The organism is Enterococcus crotali (genome assembly GCF_000633635.1).
In the GTDB taxonomy this organism is placed as follows: domain Bacteria; phylum Bacillota; class Bacilli; order Lactobacillales; family Enterococcaceae; genus Enterococcus_L; species Enterococcus_L crotali.
This window is the reverse complement of sequence record NZ_AYPQ01000001.1, coordinates 408,198-433,725: the sequence shown is the minus strand read 5'-3', so window position 1 is coordinate 433,725 and position 25,528 is coordinate 408,198. Positions and strand designations below refer to the sequence as shown.

Here is a 25,528-nt window from a genome sequence, read left to right as displayed (position 1 = left end):
TATAACGGTAATCAATGATCATACTGATTCAGATCATAACTTTCGATCACGTGTATGACTTTGTCAGCGTAAGTTGGATCCGTTGCATAGCCAGCAGCTTGCAAGGCATGTGCTGCCTGTTTGTAATTTTTTGCTAAAAGAACATGCTCATATAAGCGAGGATTCCACGTTACACCATCAACGAATAAACGAGTATGATCATCCATGGACTCTTCCCACGTATTATAGACTCTAAAATCACCTTGGATAACAATCCACTCTTCATTGATATATTCCCTAGTTTCAAGGTTGACTTTTTCTTGATCCCCGTAAGCTTTGATACCAAATAAGTTATTATATTTAGATGCAAGAGTACTCTGCCCCCAATTTGATTCTAAGATTCCTTGACCAATGATGATGCTAGGTAAAACACCATATGAAGCTTGTAACTCTTTAGCATGAGGACTTATTCTATCAATGAACTGTTCTTTTGTTACTTCCTCTTTTTGTTGAGCAGACTCCTCCACTGTTTTAGAACTATCTGACAATACATTGATTGAAAAGATGAATGCTACACCCACAATCAACAAGCCTGCAAACAGTGCAGGTAGATTCGCTTTTCTTGTTTTTTTCTTTTTATATCTTGGACTATTCATACATTCCCTACTTTGTTTTGTATTCGTTCCTGCACATTCGTTCAGGACAATGGCTGACTGATTATATCAGTTTTTATTCATACAATCAATCAACAGCTGTTGTAGTCATAGTTGTCGATGTATTCGTTTGTATTTCAGACGTAGTTGTTGGAATTGTCACACTCGTCTCTTTTGTCTCTTCACTCGTGTTTTTTGTTTTTTCTTTTGGTGCAGCGTGACCAAAAAAGACAAAAATCACAGCCCCTAAAACTATAATGACGGATAAGATTCCTAAAATCTGTTTCACAAAAAAACTCCCTTACTTACTTATTCACCAACGTAAGTACCCATCAAATTTTCATTTACCCAATCAAGTAATTCTACTTTTGAGCCCTCTAATTGACCTTGTAATGTAGCCGGTAATCGAAACGTCACAATATCATCAAAGCCCCATTCGCCATAAGAAACCGTTACTTTTAAATCAATAAACGTTTGTTCTGCTTCTTCACGATTCGTTTTTGAAGGAATCAGCTCAGCAATGCCTGATCCGGACTGGAGCCATTTTTTAGCGATCAATGTTTTTAAACGTTTATACTCGGAAACAGCAATATTTCTTTTTTCTGGGAAGAGGATTGTTTGACGTAATATTTTTTGCGTTAGCATCCATTCATAATCAGAAAACAAATTTTTGACTTTTTGCATTTCTTCACTGGTTAAATTAATTCTGCCTTTTTTCCAGTTTTCCCAGTTTTCTTTTGAGGTTTGGAGATACTCAGTATAAAATTTTTCTTCTGTTTCAAATTGTTCTATAATTGCATCGATGAGAATATCTATATACATTTGGTGCATGTCATTTGCCCCCTTTTCCCTATTTTACTGAAAATATCAAAAAATTGCATCTCTTTGCATCACTTATTTCTTTATTTTTAAGAAAGATTCAGCTGATGTCCACAAATAATTAGACAATTGCTAGCATGTGTCCAAAATAAACCACCATTTTGAGCTTCTCATGTATAATAGATTTATACAAGTTAAACTATCTAGCTACGCTTTTAATTTAAGGAGGATTATTTATGAAGTATTACAATTGGGGCATTATCGGACTTGGGGAAATCGCAACGAGCTTTGCGGAAAGTTTCCAACAAGAAAATAGCAAGATCACAGCAGTTGCCTCTAGAACCTTGTCTAAAGCCGAAGCATTTGCAAAAGAATACGGTATCCAATCTGCTTACGGTTCTTTTGAAGCGTTATTAGCTGATGAAACAATCGATATTGTTTATGTTGCTGTGCCTAATCGACAACATATCGAACATATTTTGAGCGCTTTATCCGCTGGAAAGCACGTCCTTTGTGAAAAAGCGATTACGATGAATAGTGCAGAATTAGCTAAGGCAATGAAATTAGCTGAAGAAAAAGGCTTGATTTTAGCTGAGGCAATGACGATTTTTAATATGCCTTTATACGAAGAGTTGCGAAGTCAAATTGATACGAAACGTTTTGGCAAGTTAAAAATGATCCAAGCTCCTTTTGGCAGTTATAAAGAGCCTGATCCGTTGAACCGCTTTTTCAATCCTGATTTAGCAGGTGGTGCTCTTTTAGATATTGGAACGTACGCAGTCTCTTTTGCCCGTTGGTTCTTTACCTCACAACCAAAAGTGATTGCCTCTGTTATGCAACCTTTTTCAACTGGTGTAGATGAACAGTCGGCTACTATCCTGCAAAATCAAGCACAAGAAATGGCAACTGTTTCTTTAAGTTTCCAAGCAAAAATGCCAAAACAAGGAATCGTCGCTTTTGAGGATGCTTATATTGTAATCAACGACTATCCACGAGCGGATGAAGCAAAGATTTTCTTTAATGATGGAACTGTAGAAACAATTGTTTCTGGCGACAGTAATCAAGCATTGAACTATGAAATCACCAATATGGTTAAAATGATCGAAGGAGAAAAAACGAATCGTTCGCTGTTTTTAACAAAGGATGTCATCGATCTGCTAGATCAAATGCAACAAAATTGGACTAAATAATAAAGCTGAGACAAAACGAGCTACTGCTCATTTGTCTCAGCTAATTTATTACATTTCATTTGGCGCATGTAAACCCAACAGACGTAGATCCTCTTTAATAATTGTTGCCATTGCATAAACTAAAGCTAAGCGTGATTCCTTTTGCTCATCTTCTACTAAGATTTTCACATGGGCATAGTATTTATTGAACGCTTGAGCTACTTGAATCGCATGTTTTGCAATAACTGAAGGTTCATATTTATCCGCTGCTTGCATGACAACGTCTGGGAATTTTTGCAATAACTTAATGACTTCCCAGCTTTCTTTATCATCTAATGCGTACTCTTTCGTTTCATCGATAGTGAAATTAGCTTTTCTTAAAATACTCATAGCACGTGCATGTGTATATTGCACGTAAGGACCTGTTTCACCTTCAAAACGAACAACTTCCTCTAAAACAAAGTCAAAGTTATTCAATCGATCATTTTTTAAGTCGTGGAAAATAACAGAGCCGATCCCAACTTGTCTAGCAACTTCTTCACGATCTGGTAAATCAGGATTTTTCTCCATAATTTGTTTATTTGCTAACTCGACCGCTTCATTCAACACTTCTTCAAGTAAAACGATTTTCCCTTTACGCGTTGATAGTTTTTTACCACCTTGCGTGATCAAACCAAACGGTATATGATGCATGTCTTTCGACCAATCAAATCCAAGTTCATTTAAAACTGCTTTTAGTTGTTTAAAGTGATTGCTTTGTTCATTTCCGACAACATAGAGTGATTTTGCAAAATCATAGTTGCGTTTGCGGTAAACGGCTGCTGCTAAATCACGTGTGATATAGAGCGTTGCGCCATCAGATTTTTTGATCAATGCCGGATTTAGATCATACGCAGTTAAATCAACGATTTCAGCTCCTTGATTTTCTTGCAATAAATGTTTTTCTTCCAGCATTGTTACGATTTCATCCATTTTATCGTTGTAGAAAGCTTCACCATTGTACGAATCAAAAGAAACTTCCAGCATAGAATAAATTTTATCAAATTCTTTTAATGATTCTGTACGGAACCATTGCCATAATTCAGTTGCTTCTGCGTCGCCTTCTTCTAATTTTTTAAACCAAGCACGAGCTTCTTCTTCTAATTCAGGTTGGGTTTCAGCTTCTTCATGAAACTGTACATACAAACGCAATAGTTCAGTGATTGGTGCCGTTTTGACTGATTCTTCTGAACCCCATTTTTTGTAAGCTACGATCAGTTTACCAAACTGTGTGCCCCAATCACCTAAGTGGTTGATACGAATCGGTGTGTAACCAATTTTTTCAAGGATAAAAGCAATCGAATTCCCGATTACCGTTGAACGTAGATGTCCCATTGAAATTGGTTTTGCAATATTAGGTGAAGACATATCAATTGGTACATTACCTTTATCACCGATTGAACTATCTCCATAGTGCCCTTTTTCTTTGGCAATTTGACCGATCACTGCTTGGCTGATCATTTTTTTATTCATGAAAAAGTTTAAGTAAGGTCCAACGACTTCGATTTTTTCAAAGTCTGTTCCAGCGATTTTTTCTGCTAAATCAGCAGCAATTTGCTGGGGTGCTTTGCGGTAGACTTTAGCTAATGAAAAAGCTGGAAAGGCTACATCACCGTGATCGACAGATTTAGGATTTTCCAATAATTGTGTAACGTTCTCTAAAGTTAGGTCATCTTTTACCACTTCGTAAATGGCTTTTGCTACGATTGCTTTGTTGTTCATATATATCCTCCTAATGGTTGGGTTTTATTGATTGATAGGAACTTACTCGTTGAGTATTTTCATTGTCTTTAGTTTAGATGTTCTTTGTTTTGAGGAACTGCTACTACTGTTTTTCTAGATCAAAGGTGCTTGGTGATTCCTAGTAAGGTTACTTCTCTCCCTTTGGTCGCCAAGTACTGTTCATCATCTGCTCTGGCAAAGCCAGTCACAGTCCTTCAATTCTTAGAGCTTTTGCTCCTAGAAATTGATGAGTCCCAAACGAAGTGTAGTGTAGTGATTCCTAGTAAGGTTACTTCTCTCCCTTTGGTCGCCAAGTACTGTTCATCATCTGCTCTGGCAAAGCCAGTCGCAGTGATTCACAGCAAAAAGTCCCTAGTGTTAAAAAACACCAGAGACGAGATTTTCCCGCGGTACCACTCTAATTGTTCGTGCTTTTATAAAGACGAACCCACTTAATCTATTAACGGTAGATAGCCGTCTGCCTATGCAGATTCTCTAAAGTGCGCTTCCTTCATTTGATTATTTTCGGCTTCCACCTGCCCGAAATCGCTTGAATAATAGGTAATGAAGTACTCTCTTTATCGATGAATCAGTATTAAACTGGGTTTATTATAGCAAATATTTTTCTCTATGCCTAGTCTTATCCGTTGATTCTTATTTTTAAATCGTCATAAAAGATAAGCTAGGATCCGCATTTAAGTGATAGTCTGCCAAATGGCCTTTTTCAGCTTCAACGAATGCCGCAGCTCCGATCATCGCAGCATTATCTCCGCATAATCGAAGCGGCGGAACGATAAACGTTACTCCTGGAAGTTCTTTGGACACCTCACTGCTCAAACGCTCACGTAAGCCCTTATTAGCTGCAACACCACCTGCCATGACTAATTGTTTGACTGGATATTCTTTACACGCCCGAATCGTTTTATCGACTAATACATCAATAACACTCGCTTGAAAACTTGCAGCCAAATCGTTCACTATCAGCTCTTCCTCACGCTGTTCAGCATTGTGAACAGTATTGATAAATGAACTTTTCAACCCACTAAAACTGAAGTCATAATTATCCTCTTTGATCATCGCCCGGGGAAAATGATACGTATCTTGACCCAAATGAGCTAATTCATCGATTTCTTTACCACTTGGATAGGTTAAACCTAAAACTCTACCGACTTTATCATACGCCTCACCAGCTGCGTCATCTCTCGTTTCACCGATGATTTCAAAGGAACCTGTTTCTTTCATATAAACTAATTCTGTATGACCACCACTGACCAATAAAGCCATCAAAGGAAACTGCAGTGGTTCTACAAAATGAGCAGCATAAATATGTCCAGCCATATGATTGACTGGGATCAATGGCAAATCGTGCGCCCACGCAAATGCCTTGGCGGCAGAGATACCGATCAACAAGGCACCTACTAAACCGGGACCATAAGTAACCCCAACCCCACTCAAGTCACTTGGTTTTACACCTGCCTCACCTAAAGCATCTTCTATACATAACGTGATTTCTTCCACATGGTGACGACTAGCAACTTCTGGTACAACACCACCAAAACGTTGATGACTTTTGACTTGGGAAGCTACGATATTGGATAGGATTTTAGCCCCATCTTCAATAACTGCAACGCTAGTTTCATCACAACTACTTTCAATAGCTAGTATTAATTTTCTTTCCTTATTAAAAAAAGTCATTGATTCACTTCCTTAACTTTTAAACACATAACGATCCCGTCTTCTTTTGGATGGCTGTAATAATTTTTGCGACGGTTGATTGTTCTGAATCCTTTTTTTTCATATAATTTTTGTGCATTTAAATTAGATTCACGCACTTCTAAAAAAACCTGACAAACTCCTTGCTCGATAAAACGTTGGTGCAATTGATCGAGCAATCTACTCCCATATCCTTTTTGTTGAAACTCTTTATGGATCACAACATGAGTGAGTTCAGCTTCATCTAAAATCAACTGATAGCTGATAAATCCGATCCAGTGATTTTCTTGGATCAAAACAAGATAGTCACTCGTTTTTTGCGTTAAATCAACGCCAAATTGTTCTTTTGACCAAGGTGAGCCATGATCATATGATTGTTCACTGATCGACCAAAGTTTTTCAGCTGGCTGTTCCGTTGGTAAATTTTTTTTTGAATAATACATCGCTTCACTCTTCTTTTAAATATAAAATCATTTCTAGTGCGTCTTCATTGTTTTCCGTATAATAATCAGGTTTGATCGTATTTGATACAAACCCAAGTTGTCGATAAACACGTTGTGCATTTTTATTGCTGATCCGAACTTCTAAAGAGATCGTTTCACAATCGTTGATTCTTGCAAATTGCTGAACTTCTCTAATCAAGAAACTCCCTATGCCATTTCCTTGGTTTTTCGTTGAAACAGCAACATTTGTAATATGAGCATCCTTACCGAAAATACGGCAACCTATAAACCCAATCGTTTTACCTTCTTTTTGAATGAGTAAGTATAAATGAGGCTCTGCCGATTGAAGCTCAACCAAAAAAGCGGTTTTCGTCCAAGGCAATTCTCCAGCGTATACTTCTCTTTCGATTGAAAGCAAATCTTTGATATCATCGATTGTGATCCCACGAACAAAATACTCTTGATTTGAAATTTGTACTGCCTTCTCATCATAAGGACGATTCTTAAAAAAGATGCCCAGAAGACTATGAAAAAGATTAAATTTTTTCAACATAATTTTCTACCTCAGGTGTATGATCTTTTAACCAATTTTCTTCTGCTTCTACTCGTTTTAAATAATTAGGTAAAAAGTGATGGATATCCACTTCAGGCTCGGCTAATCTGCCAAGTTCTGCTAAAGCTGCTCCGTTAGGAATTTGCCATTCGGAAATGTCACAAATTTCAGCATTAGGTAAAACTGACACGATTTGCGTGCGGAATTTCTCAACATCTTCTCCAACAAAGTAAAGATGATCGAATTCTTTTAACTGTTCCAGCCACTCTTCCAGTGCAACATGTCGATCAGCAATAACGGTCGTTAAAACACCATCGACATACTCATAAGCTCCAGTATAAACATTATTTCTTCTTGCATCAAAAACTGGAATGATTGCCCCTTTCACCATTACGCAATTTGCTGCTAAAGCTTTCAAACTAGAAATGCCTACTAATTCTTTTTTTAATGTATAAGCAAGTGTTTTTGCCATCGTTACACCTATTCTTAACCCTGTATATGAACCTGGTCCTTGCGCCACAACAATGCGGTCAAAATCATTGGGTGTCAATCCAACATCTTTCACGAGTTGTGTGATTGCCGGCATCAAGGTCAGGCTATGGTTTCTTTTTACAGTGATTGTATATTGTCCTATAATTTTTTTCTCTTCACAAACAGCAACTGTCAATGTTTGATTAGAAGTATCGATTGCTAAAATCCGCACAAAAAATCCCTTTCTTTCATCATGTAGTTGGTTAATTGTAGCATATTTTTATTCGTTCGTAAAAAAACGAGCCGTTCAAAGCAAAGAGGGGCAAAAACGCTCATTGCGTCTTGTCCCAGCTTTGATTATTACTTGATATTCGCTTCTAAATAATCGATCAATGATTTACTGATATTTGTTGCGGTATCATTTTTTCTGGAATCTTCCACCATGATCATGGCGGAAAATTTATTATTGCTTCGATCCATCGCTAAAAGAAAACTATTTTCTTTTCCAAGCGTGTCTTGTTTTTCCTTGATTTCAGCAGTTCCTGTTTTTGCTGCTAATGAAAAGTCTGGATTGTACATGTTGTGCACATATCCTGTTTCATCTTCGACGCTACCAAGCAAATCTGTCACGATTGTATTCGCTGCATTTGAACTGATAACATTTTCTTTTGTTTTTGTTTCTTTGTTCAACTCGATTTTTGGATACACGAGTTTCCCTTCATTTTGGAAAACTGTGTACATTGTCGCTTGCTGGATTGGCGTCACCAATAATTGTCCTTGACCATAGCCTGTATCAGCAAGTAAAATTTCTGAGTTAAATTTATCTTCGTTAGAGATTTGCGCTGGGTTCATCGGAATCGACAAATCTAATTTTTCACCAAAAATAAACTTGTCTAATCCTTTTCTAAAGGTATCTTCTCCCATACGCAGCGTTTGTTCTGCAAAATAGATGTTATCGGAATTCACTAAAGCTGTCCGCAAATTGACAGGGCTAGCTTCTTTCACCCGGGTCACAAAATAATCGCCCCACGATGCGTCTTTTTGCCATTTTAAGCCGCTGATTGCTATTTCTTCCTCTGGTTTTAACGTACCAGCATCTAAACCAATACCGCCTGTAATTGTTTTAAACGTAGACCCTGGGGCATAGCCTGTTGCAAATCTTGCTGTAAAAGGTAAATTTTCATTATTAGCATAAGCATCATAATCTGTTTGAGAAATGCCATTGGCCATCTTATTTGGATCGAAAGAAGGTGAGCTTGACGCCGCCAATAAATCACCTTGACGAGGATCCATGATTACTGCGCTCCCTGGACGATTATTGAAAATATCATACGATTGTGACTGTACGTTTTTATCAATTGTCAGTTGGATTTTTTCTCCATCTTTTTTATCTACACTTTGCAGAACACTTTTGGCATGACCATTTTCATCAGTGATTGTGATATTTCCACCATCATGTCCTCTTAATTGTTTATCAAACGTTTGCTCCATTCCGACTTTCCCAATAACCCCTGAGCTACTTAAGTCTGGATTTTTTTCAATATCTTCTGCAGTAATCGTACCGACATAACCGACAAGTTGCGCCGCCGCTTCTTTTAATGGATAGTAGCGAACGATCGCATCTTGAGAAGCTGCCCCTGTTGGTAAAGTAGTTATCGGATCAAAAGAGATGGTTAGTGGAACGAAAGAATCTGGTTGTACCCAAGCTTGTTTGAGCTTTTGTTCAATTTCGTCTACCGGAATTTTGAATTGATCACTGAAAGATTTGATATTGTTGGTTTTTTCTTGTCCTTCGCCAAGTTTACCAGGGACGATCCCAACCTGATCAAAGGCTTGATTGACAGCTAAACCTTCACCATTACGATCCACGATCTCTCCTCTACTCGCCGGATCTACGCCTATCGAAACTTTATCTTGCCCTGACATTCCAGGGAAAATCAAATCTGGCGCCCAATCAATTTTGTAAGTGCCACCTTCTTTTTTTAGGACTGTTTTATACGATAAATCTTTCAGTTTGCCTAAAGGAGTGGTCATTTCAACTTGATAAGTAAAACTAAACTGCTCATTTTTTTCTTGCGTCACTTTGATATCTTTACTTTTGATACCTTGTGCTTGGATCCCAGAAAAAACGGTTTGGTATTTCTCTACAACCGTTTCTTTGTCATAACCGCTTTGTTTTAAAGATGACTCACTCAATAAATCCGGAAACTGATCAAAGGATTGCTTTGAAAGGTGTTTTAAAAACGTTTTTGCGGATTTTTCTGCCTTATTTAACTCTTGTGATTTTTGCCACGTATTATAAGCGAAATATCCACCTGTCACAGCCCCAACTACTACAACACCACTCACAATTAAAATCAGTGATTTATTCGATTTTCTCTTGTCTTTTCGTTCCACTTTCCAATCCCCCAAGCTCTTGTTTCAATGTATTATCTTCATTATACCTTATTCTTCAGCGGACACGATAGAAAAACGTTAGGTTTAGCAAAAAAATAAACATTGAATTTATTCATCTTAATTGACTTTTTTCATTCTATAATCACTCTCAAACAGTATTTTTCTGTCCCTCACCTATGGTATACTATTTTTACTAACTACTTTTTTATCTAGCTATGCAGGCTATTACTTTTGAAAAAATAGAATCTACCTATGACGTTTAATGATACAACTGTATTTTCTATCAGAACTAAATCCCCTGCTATGCTTTCAATTTTAGGAGGAATTCAAATGGGAATTATCAAAGCAGCAACAAGTACAGTCGGCGGCGGGTTAGCTGACCAATGGCTCGAAGTCATCGAACCAGATAATATGGGCGACACAACAGTGATGACGAAAGGTGTTTTTGTTCGTAAGAATGATAAACGCGGCTCTAATCGTAAAGGAACCGAAGATGTTTTAACAGATGGTTCTGTGATTCATGTCTATCCGAACATGATGATGATTCTAGTTGATGGTGGTAAAATTATTGACTATACTGCTGAAGAAGGATATTACACGGTTAAAAATGATTCTGCTCCTTCCGCATTTAACGGAACTTTAAAAGAGGCAATATCTGAAACATTTGATCGCTTTAAATTTGGCGGCGTAACACCTCAAAAACAACAAGTTTTTTATATTAACTTACAAGAAATCAAAGGGATCAAGTTTGGTACGTCATCACCAATCAATTATTTTGACAATTTTTACAATGCCGAATTGTTCTTACGAGCTCATGGTAACTATTCAATCAAAATCACTGATCCACTATTATTCTTTTCAAATGCAATCCCTAGAAATAAATCTCAAGTCGATATCAAGGATATCAACGAACAATATTTAGCAGAATTCTTAACCGCGTTACAGTCTGCGATCAATAAAATGTCTGCAGATGGTGAACGGATCTCTTATGTTCCTTCTAAAAGTCTAGAATTAAGTAAGTATATGGGACAAGTATTAGATGATGAATGGCGCGAATTACGTGGTATGGAAATCATCTCTGTAGCGGTTGCCAGCATTTCTTATACAGATGACTCTACTAAATTGATCAATATGCGTAATCAAGGGGCTATGCTTAGTGATGCCGGTATTCGCGAAGGCTATGTTCAAGGATCGATGGCACGCGGCATGGAAGCTGCTGGAAATAATGAAGGCGGCGCAATGAACGGCTTTATGGGTGTTGGTATGGGTATGAATACAAGTGGTAATTATTTTGCTCAAGCTTCTCAAACGAATCAACAACAAATGCAGGAGAAACAAAATCAGCAAAATGCTCAAGGTTCAACAGATACCTGGACTTGTCCTCAGTGTGGAACTGAAAACAGCGGCAAGTTCTGTTCAAATTGCGGCACACCTAAACCAACAAATGAAAAAGCAAAACTAGAAATGAAATGTAGCGAATGTAGTGAGATCGTTGATTTATCGAATGGAATTCCAAAATTCTGTCCACATTGCGGCAAACCATTCCAAGGTATTCCTTTATAATCCAAAAAGATTAGGGCTGGGCGACCGTGTCTTGCCCTTTTTCTATCTAACACTTGTAAAACAGAAAGAAGCATTCATCGCTTATTTTAATTCTCTACACAAAGAAAGGAACAATCATGACAGATACATTTACACACAAATGTCCTAACTGCGGTGGTCCATTGTTATTCGATCCTAAAGATCAAAAATTCCACTGTGAATATTGCTTAAGTGTCTATACGGAAGGTGAGGTCTCCGCTTATGAAAAAGCACAAAGAGATGCACATTTAGAAGACACTTCTACTCAATCATCTGAGCCAGAGCTAACCTTTTCAGCTGAATCACAGGTTGATAAAATGTCTTCAGAAGAAAAAGCTGCGTTTAAAGAAGCCAGTGGAACTGACGATATGGCTGAGGATACTTTAGAAGGCGCAATGGAATTATTCGATTGTCCAAGCTGTGGTGCTCAAATTGTCACCGAAGCCACGACCGCTGCTACTTATTGTTATTATTGTCACAATCCAGTTGTTTTATCCGGACGATTAAGTGGAAAGTTCCTCCCAGAAAAGGTTTTACCTTTTCAATTGAAAAGGAAGAAGCTGTTGAAAAGTTTTTAGCTTGGACCAAGAAGAAATGGTTTATTCCAAAAGACTTTTTCAATAAAGAACAGATTGATAAAATGACTGGGGTTTATTTCCCTTATTGGGTCGTGGATGCTGAAATTGATGGTCAGCTTCAAGGTATGGGAACCACGATTCGGGTCTGGCGTGTTGGAGACCTTGAATATACTGAAACAAAGCAGTTCGATGTTGAACGACAAGGAAAAATTTCTTTTAAAGAATTGATTAAAAATGCCCTTTCTAAAAACGTCCAACAGAAAATGGTTGAGGCCGTTCAGCCCTTTTTATTAGATAAAGCCGTTTCATTTAAGAGTCAATACTTGGCAGGATTTCAAGCCGAAAAACGCGACATTGAATATGATGCAATCCAAAAAGCAATTCAAAGTGAATTGAAAGAGTACTCTGAATCTTTATTACGCGATACAGCTTCCGGCTATACCACACTAACAAAATTACGAACAGATATTTCGTTGGACAGTGAAGCAAATCATTACATGTTACTACCGATTTGGGTAGTGACCTATCGCAGCCATGAACAATCCAAAAAAGTTTATTACTATGCTATGAATGGGCAAACTGGAAAAGTCAGTGGGATTTTACCTGTAAGTTATAAACGATTAGGTTTATTTACATTGAGTATTTTTGCATCAATCTTAGCTATTTTTCTGATTGGAGGCTGGTTTATATGAGAAAAATCAGTTTTAGTCTGTTGACTCTTCTTTTTCTATTGTTCGGTTTCACTGTAGATGTTCAGGCAGCGCAAGACTCGATCGACGATCAGGCATCCCTGTTCACTTCTGAAGAAGTCGCTCAGCTGAAAGAGACGATTGCACCAATTGAAGCGAAAGCGAAAGCACGTATTTTTATCGTGACAAATAATGACAACGACATGGATTCCACGAGATTTGCAGATTATTACATGCTTGATCGTATTGGAAAAAATAAAAATGGTATTACATTTTATCTAGATATGAATCAAAGAAAATTTATTATTTCTACTTCAGGAAATATGATCGATTATTTGACTGATAAGAGAATCGATCAAAGTTTGGATGCTATCGAGCCTAGTATGATCGCTGGAAATTATTTCCAAGCAGCTCAAACTTTTCTTGAGAAAACTAGTTATTACTTTGACCAGGGTGTCCCTGGCGGACATTATCGGGTCGATACTGAGACCGGAAAAATTACGCGCTATAAATCTTTGACTACAACTGAAATCGTCATTGCTTTTATAGCGGCACTTGTTTTGAGTGGCATTTTCTTTGTTGTAAACATTTCAAAATACCAGTTAAAATTTGGCACTTATAAGTACCCATTTAGGGAAAAGTCCAACCTTAATTTAACCCGACGAAATGATGTTTTAGTTAATTCATTCGTTACGACTCGCCGTATTCCTAGAAATAACTCTAGTGGCGGAGGAGGCGGTGGTGGTGGCGGTGGCAGCAGTACTCACTCGACCGGCGGCGGAACATTTGGCGGTGGTGGCCGAAGTTTCTAATTTTATATAAAAAGAGCGCTAGATAAAACTAAAGATTAGTCTTATCTAGCGCTCTAAATTTGAATAAAGGGCAATAAGGAAGTAGCTATTAGGCTTCGGAGCTAAACACTTTCGTCTGGGACTTTTTCTGTTTAGATTTTATCAAATGTCTTTAACACATACTCTTCTGCTGCTTTGCTCCAAATGCCATCCGTCTTTTTAAGAATCTCAGCCAATTGAGTATCATAATTTTCCATCTCTGCTAATGGAAGCAAGTGAGAAGATTGGTGGGTATAAACTAATTTTTTTCCTCCACCAATTTCTGGTTGATGCAACGTTGTTTCGGCTACTGCATCTAGTCCTAAAATATGCGTTACAACATTGGCAACTTTTACTTGTTTTGTTTCGATCAAATCGACAGCTTTGCGCATATCTTCCGTATTTCCACCAGATGTTCCAACATAATGAGTGAAGGAATAATGTACGTCGTAAAAATTGATTGGTGCTGAAAAAGCTTTATCTTGCGGCCCTGCAAAGAAGTTTAGACAACCGTCTGGATTCAATAATTTAGAAGCATCCGCAACAACTTCCGCAACCGGAACCATTACAAAAATATCATCAAACCCTCCAGAAACACTTTCTCTCAGGACGTCAATTTGATTGTTCAACTCTTTTACATTGAGATAGATCACTTCAATACCATTTTGACTGGGATATAACTTTTCAGCACGTTTTAGTTTTTCATCGCTCATATCAGTCACCACTATCTTTTTAGGCGTAATCGGACCATGTAATGCATAATCAATCGCCAATAACCCCATTGGACCCGTGCCGCCCATGATTAGTAAATGCCCATCTTCTTTAATCCCCATTTTATGTTCATAAGACCCTTCAATCAAATGGTAATTTGCTTCAAATGCACCGATCACACACGATAAAGGCTCGATCAATGAGCCTTCAAAATAAGTCTCGCCTTTGTAAGGAATCAAACAATCTTGTTCCATAACGTCCTTCGATAGAATAATATAAGTCGAGTCTCCACCAGTATAAGCATAAGAATATCCGGGACAATCTGGACGATCTGGCAATTGTAGATTTGCTTGTACCACGTAGCGCTCCCCTACTTGATACTTTTCTTGCCACTTATTTCCTACTGCTAAAATTTCACCGCAAAACTCATGGCCAACAATAATTGGATTGTTGATTAAATCTTGTGGTGCCTTTTTATGCTCTTGTCCTTGATTAGCCAATTTCCATGTGGACATACAAATGCTATCTGTCACGACAGAAGCTAAGATCTCATCCTCTTTGATTTCAGGTAATTCAAACGTTTCTAACCGCAAATCTTTTTTCCCGTATAAACGCACTGCTTTTGTTTTCATCCCAAAAAACCTCCAACTATTTTTAATTTAAAATTCCTAATCCGTACCCTATAATTCCAACAGCAAACAACACAAAGATCAATACGATTGGACTCACTTTTTTCTTCAATAATTTCATCATCAATAAAGTTAATCCTAGTGCTAACAGTCCTGGAACTAGATCGTCCAGCACATTTTGAACCGTCGTAACGACCATTTCTCCATCCTGACCAGGTGTTTTTGACACAACTAAAGGGATATTGATCGTTGTCCATTTAGTGACTAAAACACCCATAATGAACAGTCCTAGAATCGTTGCACCCTCTGTCAATTTTTGTAAAAGATTTCCAGCAAGATCCTGAACAATGTCCAAGCCTTTTCTAAATCCATATGTTAGGCCAAACCATTTCATACTTAAACGAACAGCATTGAATGCTACAAAGAAAATAATAGGCCCTAAAAGATTGCCTGACAAAGCAAGTGAGGCACCAATCGCTGCTGTAATCGGACGCAATGTTCCCCATACTAAAGGATCACCTACGCCCGCTAAAGGTCCCATTAAACCAACTTTTAAACTATTGATCGTACCGTCATCAATATCTGCACCACTAGCTTTTGCTTCTTCCATAGCAATCGTCACACCAATCACAGGACCACATACAGCTGGTGTTGTATTAAAAAAAGTTAAATGTCTTTTTAGTGCTTCTGACTGCTCTTCTTTTGTATGATAAATTCTCTTGATTGTTGGAATCATATCTACACAAAAGGCAAGCGCATGAATCCGCTCATAGTTAAAAGATGCTTGTTGAAAATTTGAAAACACAAATGTCGTCATTAAATCTTTTTTTGTGATTGCGGATTGTAATGTTTGTTCCTCAATCGCTTTGTTTGCTATTGTCTCCATTGATTTTCCTCCTTAATCGTCTAGTTCATCATCTGCAATGATCGTTCCAGAAAAAGCCATTTGTTCCGTTTGCCCTGAGATTTGCGGCTTTTTAAAATTGGGATTCAATTGAACATAAATCAAAGCTGTGATCAAGCCAATCGCCCCAAATGAAAGCAAACTGAATTCTAAATAACCGCCTAAAACAAACCCCAGATAGAAAAACGGCATCAAGTATTTTACACTCATCATATTCAAAACCATGGCATATCCTACAACAACAATGAAACCGCCAGCAACTGCCAAGCCACCCGTAACAACATCGGGGATCATTGCTAACATTTTATTGACCATCTCAGCACTAACAAACATCGCCACGATCGTCGCAGGAATTGCTACTCGCAAGGCTTGAATAAATAATGCACTAAAGTGGAGGAAAATAATTTTATTAAATGCCGCATTCTCTGCTTCTCGGTCCGCAGCGTGTTGAAAAGCTACAGTAATCGTTCGAGCGATCACTGTTAGAACTTGGCCTGCTGCGGCTACCGGCAATGCAATCGCAATCCCAGCTTGAATATCTTGATGCCCAACAACCACTAGAATCGTTGCAATCACACTTGCTAAAGCAGAATCAGGTGATTGTGCCGCGCCAATGTTCATCCAGCCTAGAGCAATCAATTCCAATGTACCACCTAAAATAATTCCCGTAGTCAAATCCCCTAAAATCAACCCAACGACCGTACAAGCTATCAGAGGACGATGGGTTTGAAACTCATCTAAAACACTTCCCATACCAGCAATACATGAAAAAATAAAAATCAATACAATTTGAATTATTGATAACGTCATTTTGCTCCTCCTTAATGTGTAACCGCCTCTTTCAATTTCCCTTCAAAATCAATCTTCGGATCTGTTGCAACAACACGGCAATCTAGCACAACACCCAATTCCTTCAGCTCATAAAAAGCGTTTATATCTGTTTGGCTGACAGAAATGGCTTTTGTAATCTGGGTCTTACCCTTTTTGAATTGCATACCACCAATATTGATCGTCTTCAATGGAACGCCACCATTAACTAGCTCCACAACTTCACTTGGATTCGTAAATAAATAAAAAACTGTTTCTGTTGCATATTTAGGATTCTGATATACTTTGACGGCTTTCTCTACATCGACGATATTGACTTTGATTCCTGGTGGAGCTGCTTGCTTAACTAGCGTTTTGCGAATCTCATCTTCATTCACTTCTTTACTGACAACAATGATTCGTTTGGCACCTGCTTCTTTTGCCCAAACGGTCGCTACTTGACCATGGATCAGCCGATCATCGATTCTTGCTAACTTGATTTCCATGTCAGAAATCCTCCTCTTCTTCGATTGCTTGTTCTTTAAACGATTTTACCGTCTCAGCGGCTGATTCTTTAACTAGCTTAATAATCTGACTAAGCGGATTTGCATCGATCATCGTTGCCACTTCTAAGAGCATTGGTAAAGACATACCTGAAATAACTTCAATGGGTAACTCTGCTCTTTTCATGCAAATACTACAACTGGCGTTATATGGTGTCCCGCAGAAAAGATCTGTGATAATGAATGTTTCTTCATCTGGTTTTCCAAGTTGTCCGATGATTTTTTCTGATAAACTTTCTAATCCATCTTGCTTAGAAAATTCAATGGCTGAAAACTGAGATAATTCACCAAAAATCATTTCAGCAGAATTCTTCATCTCGATTGCTAGTTTTCCATGAGCCACTAACAACACTTTTGTCATTATGATTACCCCCTTGTTTTACCACCAGCTACATTGATTGTTACGCCACTAATATAACTAGAACGATCCGATATCAGATAAACCACTAAATCAGCTACCTCTACCAACTTTCCACTTCTGCCTAAAGGAATGGTACTTGTTTGACTATATCCTGCTCGGATTTCGTCCACTGTCTTTCCTCTTGTATAGGCTAAAGCGGATTCATAACTTAACGTACGTAAGCCCGTTTCCTCCATAATACCTGGTGCTATTCCGACTACTCGGATACCCAACTTCCCTAATTCCTTCGACCAAGAACGGGTAAAACTATTGATTGCCGCTTTAGTAGCTGCATAACAACTTTGTCCTTCTGAACCTTCTAAACCACTTTCAGATGACATATTGATGATTACACCTGTACCTTCTTTGATTAAATATCGACTGACTGCTTGACTCATTAGATAAACACCTTTTTGATTGATATTTACCATTTTTTCAAAAAGAGCATCATTTAATTCATACGGGCTATCTGATAGTTTTGCATCTGCTAATAATGCTGGAATATTGATTCCTGCGTTATTTACCAATGCATCAATTGTTCCAAATTTATCGACAGTATATTGAACCGCTTGTTCCACGGATTCCCGTGACGTTACATCCGTTTGAATAAAAGATAGGTTTTCATGTTTGAAAGTTCCTTCTTGTAAATCTGTATTTACAACCTGAACGCCTAAGTTACACAATTCTTTGACAATTGCCGCACCAATGCCAGAAGATCCTCCTGTTACAATGACTGTTTTTCCATTCACTTCTAACCAGTTCATCAAAACACCCCTTCACTTTTGTGATTTTACATTAACTTATGTGATATCACACACTCATTATATGTATGTGCTTTCACAATGTCAAGCTCTTTTTCACATTTGTTATTACGAAATCACAAAAATAGTATTAACCAAAGCGAATAGAATCGTTTTGGTCAATACTATAAAAATACGATAAAGAGTTGATCAGACTACCTTCAATCAATGAATTTTCCCTATAACTGCGCTAAAATTTCTTTTGCGGTTTCTTCTGTCGTGACAAGTGTTGTCAGTAGATTTCCTTTTAGAGCAGCAATGATACTTCTAGCTTTTTCTTTTGATTCAGCAACACCAATTTTTATTGGCACCTCTTTCAACTGATCGATTGTGATTCCGATAATGCGATCGTCTAATTCACTGGCGATTGGTAAGCCAGCACTATTGAAAAAATGAGAAACAATATCACCAGCTATATCTCTTTCTTCTAATTCACTTAGAATATCTTTTCCATAAAAAGCTTGCCAAATATCCTTTTGACTTAGATGAGGACTTCCTATACCAAAAACAGCTATATCTAACTGCTCCCATAGCTGAAGTAATTTCTGATTAAATGAATTTTTCATCAGTGCTTCTTTCAATTCTAGTGTTTCAGGAATAGCCGGTGCATCAATCATCAACGCCTGAGCCCCCACCTTTTTAGATGCGGTATACGCAATTGTGTTGACATGATACTCACTAGATAATTTGCCTGAAGGACCTCCTATCATGGGTAAACAAACGACATCTTTTGTTTCTACGATCCTCATTTCATCAACCATCGATGCCAGAGAGTGTCCCCAAGAAAAACCAATTTTCATCCCCGTTTCAAGTTGTTCAACTAAGTAATCTGCCGCAGCTTTTCCAATTACCTGTTCTTTTTGTTCCGTACTTGCGTCAATTGCAATTGGGACAACAATTGCTTTATTAAGTCCAAATTGTTGTTCTAGAGATTGTTCCAAAGAATAGGTTTCTGAAAGATCATAGTTAATAGAAATTTTAACGATTCCTTCTTCTCTAGATCGCTTTAATAAACGGCTGATCGTTGTTCGGTGAATATTCAGCTCTTTAGAAATCTGGCTCTGATTTTTATCTTCTTGATAGTACATTTCTGCTATTCTGATCAATAACTTTTCTTCATCCATATCATTACTCCTTTTTTCCCTTTTGAACAAAATATATCATAGGAATCACATTTGTGAAAGGTAAAAGAATGTTATACACTTAAAATAATCATGCGTTTGACCTAATAAACGAAAATCTCTTACCAAAGTTATTCGTTTCCGATAAGCACAATGACTCATTTTTAACTATTTGAAAACGTCATCTCTTTTTTAGTTTTAGGAGCAAAGCAAACAGTCAATAGTAATAATATCTTACTATGATGAAAATGTTGAAAAAGGAAAGACAAGCTCATGTGTTCAAATTTCTCATTTATTCCTCAAGCTGAACAACAAATAAACAGGCTTTTCTTATCAAAAATACCCGAAACAATAAATGTCATCTTGTTATTTAGTGAGATACAAGGTAGTATATAGACAAGTAACCCTGACAAAACAATTTAGTGCCATTTAGCTTGGGTCTTCTATAAACATTATTTTATAAAGCGAGGAAATATTGATGAAAAAAATACTAAGTTTAGGTGTATTAACGGTATGTGGATTAACATTAGCTGCATGTAACGGAAACAGTAATTCTGCTGATAGTAAAAAAGCGGATACTACGTCAACTTCTCAAAAAAAATCCGAAGATGTTTACTTTAAAAATGATACGTTGAAAATCGATATGGCTACACTCAAAATCCTTTCTACTGAAGTCTTGCCTGCAGATGAAAGCCTATTTAGAGAAAAGCCCCAATTAGCAATCACTTATGAAGTGACCAATGATAGTGACGAGCCGATCTCTGCTTCTACTGTTTGGATTGCTTGCATGAGCTTAACTCAAGAAAACCAAGATACCAGCAATAAATTAAACGTCGGAATGACGCCACAAGATGAAAAATTTGCTGAGTACACGGAACATCAGCTAGATGACATTAAACCTGATGATACTGCAAAAGCTATTATCTCTTATGACTTAGATGACACAGAAACTCCTGTTATTTTAAAAGCAAATCAAGGGATGGCTGGAAAAGAACTTGGAGAGAAGACTATTAACTTAAAATAGACTTTGATTTCGAGGGATCAACTTAAAAATCGGAACAACAATCGCTAAGACTTTGATTGCCATTCCGATTATTTATGTTCAAAAAAATAGTCATTAAACATCACTTGAAAATGGCTTCATTCGCAAAAATGTGTTTTCTTCTCGAATGAATTGATTGATTTGTGGGACTAATCTTTTGAAATGCTCTGATTCAACATGAGCATTCAAAGCCTCCTCATTAGGCCATTCTTCAATAAAAATAAAATGACCAGGATCTGTTTGGTCAATAAACAAATCATAGGCGATACATTGAGGCTCACTTTTCGTTTTTTCTACTAGTTCTTTATATAAAGGGCTTACAGTTGAAAGGTGCTCCACTTTTATATAATCTTCCGCGATCAATTTTAACACCTGATTTCCCTCTACTTTCTCTAATAATTTTTTTTAAGTGAAATAAAAAAATAGTTTCCCTGATTCATTACTATTCACTCAAATAGTTAACCGTTTGTACGTATAAACAAAATACAGTTTTTTTAAATATGAGCGGGAGACAAAACGAAAAATTCGTTTTGTCTCCCGCTCTAAACTCGAATAAATGGTGGAAAAAAGCATTTCCTTGAGCCATAAGGTATGAGTGGATGTTTTCTCGTTGCAGATAAACATGGCTGCACAGTACCTACTTGGTTCTCAGAGTCAAACGCTTATTCTGGTGTCCCTATCAAAGCAATATAGCTATCTATGTTAACGATGCGCATGTGTTTAACGTCAAACTGTCCTCTACTATTATAGTTTCCTTTTACCTCGATTTCATATTGGTGCATCGGTAACGACAGAACATACTTGGCAAATGGTTTATTTCTGATCACACAATTAATACAGACATCATTTTCCCAAATTAACATTCCTGTTATAGCATACGGCTTTTCTTTAAACACCTTGATATGGGTTAGTAATCCAATGTGAGTATCCATAACTTTATCATACACGAAATTTTTTCAATGTCTACTCTCTTGTTTCTATCATATATTTTAAGACAACTAAATTATATAAGAACGAAATTGCAAAACGATGTACCCATAGTTTATAATTATACACACTTAGCAAAGCAGCTAAAATGAAATTACGATAAATACTTTAAAAAAGGGGATCCGTATGGGTGAAATGATTGATGGTATGAACCAATACTTAAAAAAAGAAATCTTTATAGATGGTTATCAAGCTAAAATTATTAATGCATATACTTGTTATGAAGGTGATTTTTTTGAGATTACATTTATATCTGGAGATAAAAAAGGGACAACAAAGAGGTACTCCGCTTGGGATTCTAATTTTTGTAATAGTTTACCCGACCTAAAACAGCCCTCTAAATACGAATAAGCGAGGAAAAAACAGCTTTTTAGGACATAAGCTAAACACTTTTATATAGTTTCAGTTTAAGCACCTTTTGTTATTTTAAGCAAAATAAAAAAGGCTATCAGCCTTGATAAGTCAATTATTCAATTCAGACACATGGCGGCACCTACTTAGTGCTGCTTCCTTCCGGATCTGACACGCTTCGTAAGCCCACCATTGTCCTAGCCTTTCGGCAAGATTTAGTATACCGCATTTTTTGTCTCTTGGCTAGTCTTTCTTTTGTTTTTTTAAAAGTTTCTTTTCATTACGTAGGCTTCTAAAGAAATTTGAAAGCAATGCTCCACACTCCTGCTCTAAAATTCCAGCCTCCACATACGCTACGTGGTTGAAACGGTCGTCTTCCAATAAATTCATCAGTGTTCCAGCCGTACCACCTTTTGGATCTTTCGCTCCATAATAAACTTCATCCACTCTAGAAAGAATCATAGCGCCACTACACATTGGGCAAGGCTCTAACGTGATAAACAATTGGGCACGTTCCAAACGCCAATTTTCAATAGCCGCACATGCTTGTTTGATTGCAAACATTTCCGCATGCGCCGTTGCATCTTGGCTTTGCTCTCTCAGATTATGTCCGCGGCCAATGATTTTTCCATCTAAAACAACGATTGCTCCAATAGGTACTTCTTCGATCATTTCAGCTTTTTTTGCTTCCTTGATTGCTTCCAACATGAAGGCTTCTTTTTCTTCTATGGTTAGCTGGCTCGTTTTTTTATTCAAGCATTTTCCGCCTCTCGTTCTTTATACTTTTATCTTATTCATGGTACAATAAACAAGTGAGGTGTGTCTATGACTATTGAAGAATTATTCGAATTATATCCTACTGGCAAAATCCAACAAATAAAAGCGGATGCTAGTGCTCTTTCACTACCAGTCAATGGAAGTTATTTTATTCTTGCCAAAGATTTATTGAAAGAAACAGAAATTCGTTTGTTAAAACAATTATTTCCTGAAAAAAAATATCCTATCGATCAAAACAAGCATCCTTGGTTTGGTTACTTATTTAATCAAACTGCTATCGAAATTGAAGGAACATTCCGTATATTGCAGTTTCAACTTAAAAAACCAAAGGATTTTTTACAAACCGAATGGGAAAATAGCATTAAAGAAATCTTCCCAGAGCTCAACGACTTCTTTTTTTTCAGCGAAAATGATGGCGCTTTAATCGAACGCTATAGCAAGAATCATTACACGCTAGAAGAGTTGCAAAGTATTTTTTTGACTTTGGATGCAGATTTTGATTCTTCCACAATTGTTTTCGTCGGTAGTTTTTTTCCTGCCAATGAGTATCTATTTAAACTTTTTCAAGAAGAGCAGCGGATTTTTAAAGCAGAAGCAGACACTCTTCGAGGAAAATCAACCTTTTCCCTAAGTGATGTTGCCTTACATTATTTTACAAAAGATGCCATGGAAAAAAGTTTGATCATTGAAACATTCGGCAAACAATTAATTTTAACAACTGAAATCAGGCAGATTATCCTCTCTCTTTGGCATAATCAGGGGAATATCAGCTCGGCAGCTAAAGATCTGTATATGCATCGCAATACACTTCACTATCGCTTGGAAAAGTTTTACGAACAAACCGGCCTCTCTTTAAAACGGATGGACGATCTTGTATTTTGTTATTTATTAATCACGAACTAAACAAAGAAAAAGCCCGAGTCAAAACTAATCATCAGTTTTGTTTCGGGCTTTAAATCTGAATATACGGTGAGACCAGAAGTAACTCTCAGAGTCATCCTAAAGCGTTAGTATTAACTTGAAATAAAAACCATCTAGTTATACTACCACCTACTGTTTTTTACATCATTTCTTCAATAAAACTAGCTAAACGATCTTTCAAGTTATCCGTATTATCTTTTAAAGTTTCTCCGTAAGAAGAGAGTTTTTTTCTACCGTCTTTTACTTTACCTAAAACATTCATCATAGAATCAAGCTCATCATCAGATAAATCATCAACAATTCCAAGTAATTTTTCATTGCCACCAAATTTATCGTTCACGAATTTTTTCGCTTTAAAACGGTTCGATACGTGATAAACTTTCTTGACGATTTTCTCAGACGCAATCACCGCTACTGATACACCTGCTACCGCAGCAATACTTAAACCAATACTAATTTTTGTAGATGTTTTCATTCTTTTCAGCCTCCTCATACTATCTATTCTTATGATACCATACTCTTAAAAATTGAGGTAATAAAACAAAATCTCATACATTTTTTAATCCCGACGATTATTTCCACCAAATAAAATAATCAGACGAAGTAATTGTAAAAATGTAGCTAACGCTGCTGCGACATAGGTCAACGCTGCTGCAAATAGAACTTTTCTTGCCATTGGCACTTCTTCTTCCGTCAAAATATTTCCGTCTGATAAAATTTTCAACGCTCTCCGCGATGCATTAAACTCTACAGGTAGAGTAACTAACTGGAATAGCAACGCCAATGAAAAAGCCAATATACCAATATTGATCAATGTTTGATTCCAACTAAGTAACACACCTACCAAAATAATTGGAAATGACAGTGCTGAACCAAAGTTTGCGACAGGAACGATTGCGGCTCTAATTTTTAAAGGGCTATATCCCGTATGATCTTGAACCGCATGCCCACATTCATGGGCCGCTACACCAATCGCTGCAACAGATGTTGACTGCGCTGTTGCTTCTGATAAACTCAACATCTTATTACCAGAATTATAATTATCGGTTAAATCTCCTGCAATTTGTTGAACACCGACATTGTTGATCTGTTCTTTTTTCAATATATATTGGGCCGCTTTTGTCCCGGTCACATTGTTTCGACTTTGAATTTTGTCATATTTTTTAAAGGTACTATTTACATAAGCAGATGCTGCTAGCGAGATCAACAACCCTGCAATTACTAAAATGTACGTTGGATCAAATACCGCATAAAAAGGTATCATTTTTTATTCCCCCTATTCTTTTCTATATTGTATCATGAGTTTCTAAAAAAAGTGTAACTATAACTTGACGATTTTATGAACTCTAAAAAGTGCTCCTCCTAACAAAATTGTCACATCATTTTAAGTCATTTCAATGGCATCTGGATTAAAAAAAAGGCATACTACATTTAAGAGGTGACGATATTGAAAAAACTATTACTTTTGATTTTGCCATTCGTACTTTTAACAACAGGTATTTGGTTCGGTTATAATTACTATTTTGGCGGCAAAGATTTCTATACGCGTGTCGGCGAACCAACTGAAATAAAGACAGGCATATTTTCAAATGGGGAAAAATATACAGAATACGACTATAAACAAGCCGTTTTTAATAAAAAAGGAGAAAAAGACATTCAAATCCTAAGAGAGATTCGAGCAAAGCCGTTGCGCATCAATGCTTATTTAAAATTAAAAGTGAATCCAAGAAAAGGTGTGCTCAGCTGGGAAGAAATCCCTGAAGAGGATGTTCCTAAAAAAGCCCTTGAACAGCTGACTACTCAATAAATATAGTGATTATTTTTAGATAAAGAGCCTCAAACGACACTAAAAGTTAGTGTCGTTTGAGGCTCTTTAATA

General features: G+C 37.0%; 28 protein-coding genes, 1 other RNA gene, 1 pseudogene and 1 other annotated feature. Of the genes and pseudogenes, 8 read left to right on the top strand and 22 right to left on the bottom strand.

All coding sequences use genetic code 11. From position 1 onward, the window contains the following. Positions 1-11: 11 nt before the first annotated feature. The 3 genes from V192_RS0102105 to V192_RS0102095 form a co-directional block, all read right to left on the bottom strand. Positions 12-635 (bottom strand): glycoside hydrolase family 73 protein, encoded by a 624-nt coding sequence (locus V192_RS0102105; protein WP_025868733.1) that lies wholly within the window; start codon positions 633-635, stop codon positions 12-14. Positions 636-720: 85 nt separating this feature from the next. Beyond that, entirely contained in the window at positions 721-921 is a 201-nt protein-coding gene (locus V192_RS0102100) for a hypothetical protein (protein WP_025868732.1), read from the bottom strand. A 20-nt stretch (positions 922-941) separates the two neighbouring features. Then, positions 942-1,463, bottom strand: a complete 522-nt coding sequence (locus V192_RS0102095) for a hypothetical protein (RefSeq protein ID WP_025868731.1) — start codon at positions 1,461-1,463, stop codon at positions 942-944. A 224-nt stretch (positions 1,464-1,687) separates the two neighbouring features. Between V192_RS0102095 and V192_RS0102090 the strand changes: the two genes are divergently transcribed. Then, positions 1,688-2,641 carry a Gfo/Idh/MocA family protein gene (locus tag V192_RS0102090; RefSeq protein WP_025868730.1) on the top strand — a complete coding sequence of 318 codons (954 nt, stop codon included), beginning with the start codon at positions 1,688-1,690 and terminating at the stop codon, positions 2,639-2,641. A 48-nt stretch (positions 2,642-2,689) separates the two neighbouring features. Here V192_RS0102090 and argS read toward each other — a convergent pair whose 3' ends face one another. From argS to pbp4, 6 genes are all read right to left on the bottom strand, one after another. Then, positions 2,690-4,381 carry an arginine--tRNA ligase gene (argS, locus tag V192_RS0102085; protein WP_025868729.1) on the bottom strand — a complete coding sequence of 564 codons (1,692 nt, stop codon included), beginning with the start codon at positions 4,379-4,381 and terminating at the stop codon, positions 2,690-2,692. Between the two features lie 387 nt (positions 4,382-4,768). Beyond that, positions 4,769-4,975: a binding site (T-box leader), on the bottom strand. 66 nt (positions 4,976-5,041) lie between these two features. Further along, complete coding sequence (gene tsaD, locus V192_RS0102080; protein WP_025868728.1) at positions 5,042-6,076, bottom strand: tRNA (adenosine(37)-N6)-threonylcarbamoyltransferase complex transferase subunit TsaD; 1,035 nt, start codon at positions 6,074-6,076, stop codon at positions 5,042-5,044. Next, positions 6,073-6,537 (bottom strand): ribosomal protein S18-alanine N-acetyltransferase, encoded by a 465-nt coding sequence (gene rimI, locus V192_RS0102075; protein WP_025868727.1) that lies wholly within the window; start codon positions 6,535-6,537, stop codon positions 6,073-6,075. Before rimI (V192_RS0102075) ends, tsaD begins: the two co-directional genes overlap by 4 nt. A gap of 4 nt (positions 6,538-6,541) precedes the next feature. After that, complete coding sequence (rimI, locus tag V192_RS0102070; protein WP_025868726.1) at positions 6,542-7,090, bottom strand: ribosomal protein S18-alanine N-acetyltransferase; 549 nt, start codon at positions 7,088-7,090, stop codon at positions 6,542-6,544. Further along, positions 7,074-7,793, bottom strand: coding sequence for a tRNA (adenosine(37)-N6)-threonylcarbamoyltransferase complex dimerization subunit type 1 TsaB (gene tsaB, locus V192_RS0102065; protein ID WP_035010684.1), 720 nt, complete (start codon positions 7,791-7,793; stop codon positions 7,074-7,076). The genes rimI (V192_RS0102070) and tsaB overlap by 17 nt, the downstream gene beginning before the upstream one ends. A gap of 128 nt (positions 7,794-7,921) precedes the next feature. After that, positions 7,922-9,958, bottom strand: coding sequence for a penicillin-binding protein PBP4(5) (gene pbp4, locus V192_RS0102060; RefSeq protein WP_025868724.1), 2,037 nt, complete (start codon positions 9,956-9,958; stop codon positions 7,922-7,924). A 330-nt stretch (positions 9,959-10,288) separates the two neighbouring features. On the opposite strand from pbp4, the gene V192_RS0102055 reads away from it, so the two are divergent. The 3 genes and pseudogenes from V192_RS0102055 (at position 10,289) to V192_RS0102045 (ending at position 13,618) form a co-directional block, all read left to right on the top strand. Further along, complete coding sequence (locus tag V192_RS0102055; RefSeq protein ID WP_025868723.1) at positions 10,289-11,521, top strand: SPFH domain-containing protein; 1,233 nt, start codon at positions 10,289-10,291, stop codon at positions 11,519-11,521. Between the two features lie 116 nt (positions 11,522-11,637). Next, positions 11,638-12,809: pseudogene (locus V192_RS19010) on the top strand (TFIIB-type zinc ribbon-containing protein). Next, a complete protein-coding gene (locus V192_RS0102045; RefSeq protein ID WP_025868722.1) occupies positions 12,806-13,618 on the top strand; it encodes a TPM domain-containing protein in 813 nt (270 codons plus the stop codon). Before V192_RS19010 ends, V192_RS0102045 begins: the two are co-directional and overlap by 4 nt. 131 nt (positions 13,619-13,749) lie before the next feature. On the opposite strand, the gene V192_RS0102040 is transcribed toward V192_RS0102045, so the two are convergent. The 7 genes from V192_RS0102040 to V192_RS0102010 all read right to left on the bottom strand — a co-directional run bounded on the left by V192_RS0102040 (position 13,750) and on the right by V192_RS0102010 (position 19,574). Then, on the bottom strand, positions 13,750-14,979 hold the full coding sequence (locus V192_RS0102040) for a zinc-binding dehydrogenase (protein ID WP_025868721.1): 1,230 nt from the start codon (positions 14,977-14,979) through the stop codon (positions 13,750-13,752). Between the two features lie 22 nt (positions 14,980-15,001). Then, positions 15,002-15,862 carry a mannose/fructose/sorbose PTS transporter subunit IID gene (locus V192_RS0102035; RefSeq protein ID WP_051581915.1) on the bottom strand — a complete coding sequence of 287 codons (861 nt, stop codon included), beginning with the start codon at positions 15,860-15,862 and terminating at the stop codon, positions 15,002-15,004. 12 nt (positions 15,863-15,874) lie between these two features. After that, positions 15,875-16,690, bottom strand: a complete 816-nt coding sequence (locus tag V192_RS0102030; protein ID WP_025868719.1) for a PTS mannose/fructose/sorbose transporter subunit IIC — start codon at positions 16,688-16,690, stop codon at positions 15,875-15,877. 11 nt (positions 16,691-16,701) lie between these two features. Beyond that, complete coding sequence (locus V192_RS0102025; protein ID WP_025868718.1) at positions 16,702-17,193, bottom strand: mannose/fructose/sorbose PTS transporter subunit IIB; 492 nt, start codon at positions 17,191-17,193, stop codon at positions 16,702-16,704. A gap of 1 nt (position 17,194) precedes the next feature. Next, complete coding sequence (locus V192_RS0102020; RefSeq protein ID WP_025868717.1) at positions 17,195-17,611, bottom strand: PTS sugar transporter subunit IIA; 417 nt, start codon at positions 17,609-17,611, stop codon at positions 17,195-17,197. A gap of 5 nt (positions 17,612-17,616) precedes the next feature. Further along, positions 17,617-18,414, bottom strand: coding sequence for an SDR family oxidoreductase (locus V192_RS0102015; RefSeq protein WP_420834548.1), 798 nt, complete (start codon positions 18,412-18,414; stop codon positions 17,617-17,619). A 215-nt stretch (positions 18,415-18,629) separates the two neighbouring features. Then, entirely contained in the window at positions 18,630-19,574 is a 945-nt protein-coding gene (locus V192_RS0102010; protein ID WP_025868715.1) for a sugar-binding transcriptional regulator, read from the bottom strand. 475 nt (positions 19,575-20,049) lie between these two features. Here V192_RS0102010 and V192_RS0102005 point away from each other — a divergent pair, with 475 nt between their 5' ends. After that, the gene (locus V192_RS0102005) at positions 20,050-20,595 is read left to right on the top strand and encodes a DUF5067 domain-containing protein (protein ID WP_025868714.1); all 546 of its coding nucleotides are present in this window, start codon (positions 20,050-20,052) and stop codon (positions 20,593-20,595) included. A 93-nt stretch (positions 20,596-20,688) separates the two neighbouring features. Here V192_RS0102005 and V192_RS0102000 read toward each other — a convergent pair whose 3' ends face one another. Further along, entirely contained in the window at positions 20,689-20,985 is a 297-nt protein-coding gene (locus V192_RS0102000; RefSeq protein ID WP_025868713.1) for a putative quinol monooxygenase, read from the bottom strand. 290 nt (positions 20,986-21,275) lie between these two features. After that, positions 21,276-21,545, bottom strand: coding sequence for a hypothetical protein (locus V192_RS0101995; protein ID WP_025868712.1), 270 nt, complete (start codon positions 21,543-21,545; stop codon positions 21,276-21,278). 181 nt (positions 21,546-21,726) lie between these two features. Here V192_RS0101995 and V192_RS0101990 point away from each other — a divergent pair, with 181 nt between their 5' ends. Then, a complete protein-coding gene (locus V192_RS0101990) occupies positions 21,727-21,951 on the top strand; it encodes a hypothetical protein (RefSeq protein ID WP_025868711.1) in 225 nt (74 codons plus the stop codon). Positions 21,952-22,069: 118 nt separating this feature from the next. Here V192_RS0101990 and ffs read toward each other — a convergent pair. Beyond that, positions 22,070-22,154: signal recognition particle sRNA small type (gene ffs / locus V192_RS21085), an RNA gene on the bottom strand. Between the two features lie 40 nt (positions 22,155-22,194). Continuing rightward, positions 22,195-22,707 carry a tRNA adenosine(34) deaminase TadA gene (gene tadA / locus V192_RS0101985; protein WP_025868710.1) on the bottom strand — a complete coding sequence of 171 codons (513 nt, stop codon included), beginning with the start codon at positions 22,705-22,707 and terminating at the stop codon, positions 22,195-22,197. Between the two features lie 69 nt (positions 22,708-22,776). On the opposite strand from tadA, the gene V192_RS0101980 reads away from it, so the two are divergent. Then, positions 22,777-23,631: a helix-turn-helix domain-containing protein gene (locus tag V192_RS0101980; RefSeq protein ID WP_025868709.1), complete on the top strand. Its 855-nt coding sequence runs from the start codon at positions 22,777-22,779 to the stop codon at positions 23,629-23,631. Positions 23,632-23,788: 157 nt separating this feature from the next. On the opposite strand, the gene V192_RS0101975 is transcribed toward V192_RS0101980, so the two are convergent. Together V192_RS0101975 and V192_RS0101970 are read right to left on the bottom strand one after the other, a co-directional pair. Further along, the gene (locus V192_RS0101975) at positions 23,789-24,124 is read right to left on the bottom strand and encodes a hypothetical protein (protein WP_025868708.1); all 336 of its coding nucleotides are present in this window, start codon (positions 24,122-24,124) and stop codon (positions 23,789-23,791) included. A gap of 84 nt (positions 24,125-24,208) precedes the next feature. Further along, complete coding sequence (locus tag V192_RS0101970) at positions 24,209-24,913, bottom strand: zinc metallopeptidase (RefSeq protein ID WP_025868707.1); 705 nt, start codon at positions 24,911-24,913, stop codon at positions 24,209-24,211. A 183-nt stretch (positions 24,914-25,096) separates the two neighbouring features. Between V192_RS0101970 and V192_RS0101965 the strand changes: the two genes are divergently transcribed. Continuing rightward, a complete protein-coding gene (locus V192_RS0101965; protein WP_025868706.1) occupies positions 25,097-25,456 on the top strand; it encodes a YxeA family protein in 360 nt (119 codons plus the stop codon). Positions 25,457-25,528 lie beyond the last annotated feature (72 nt).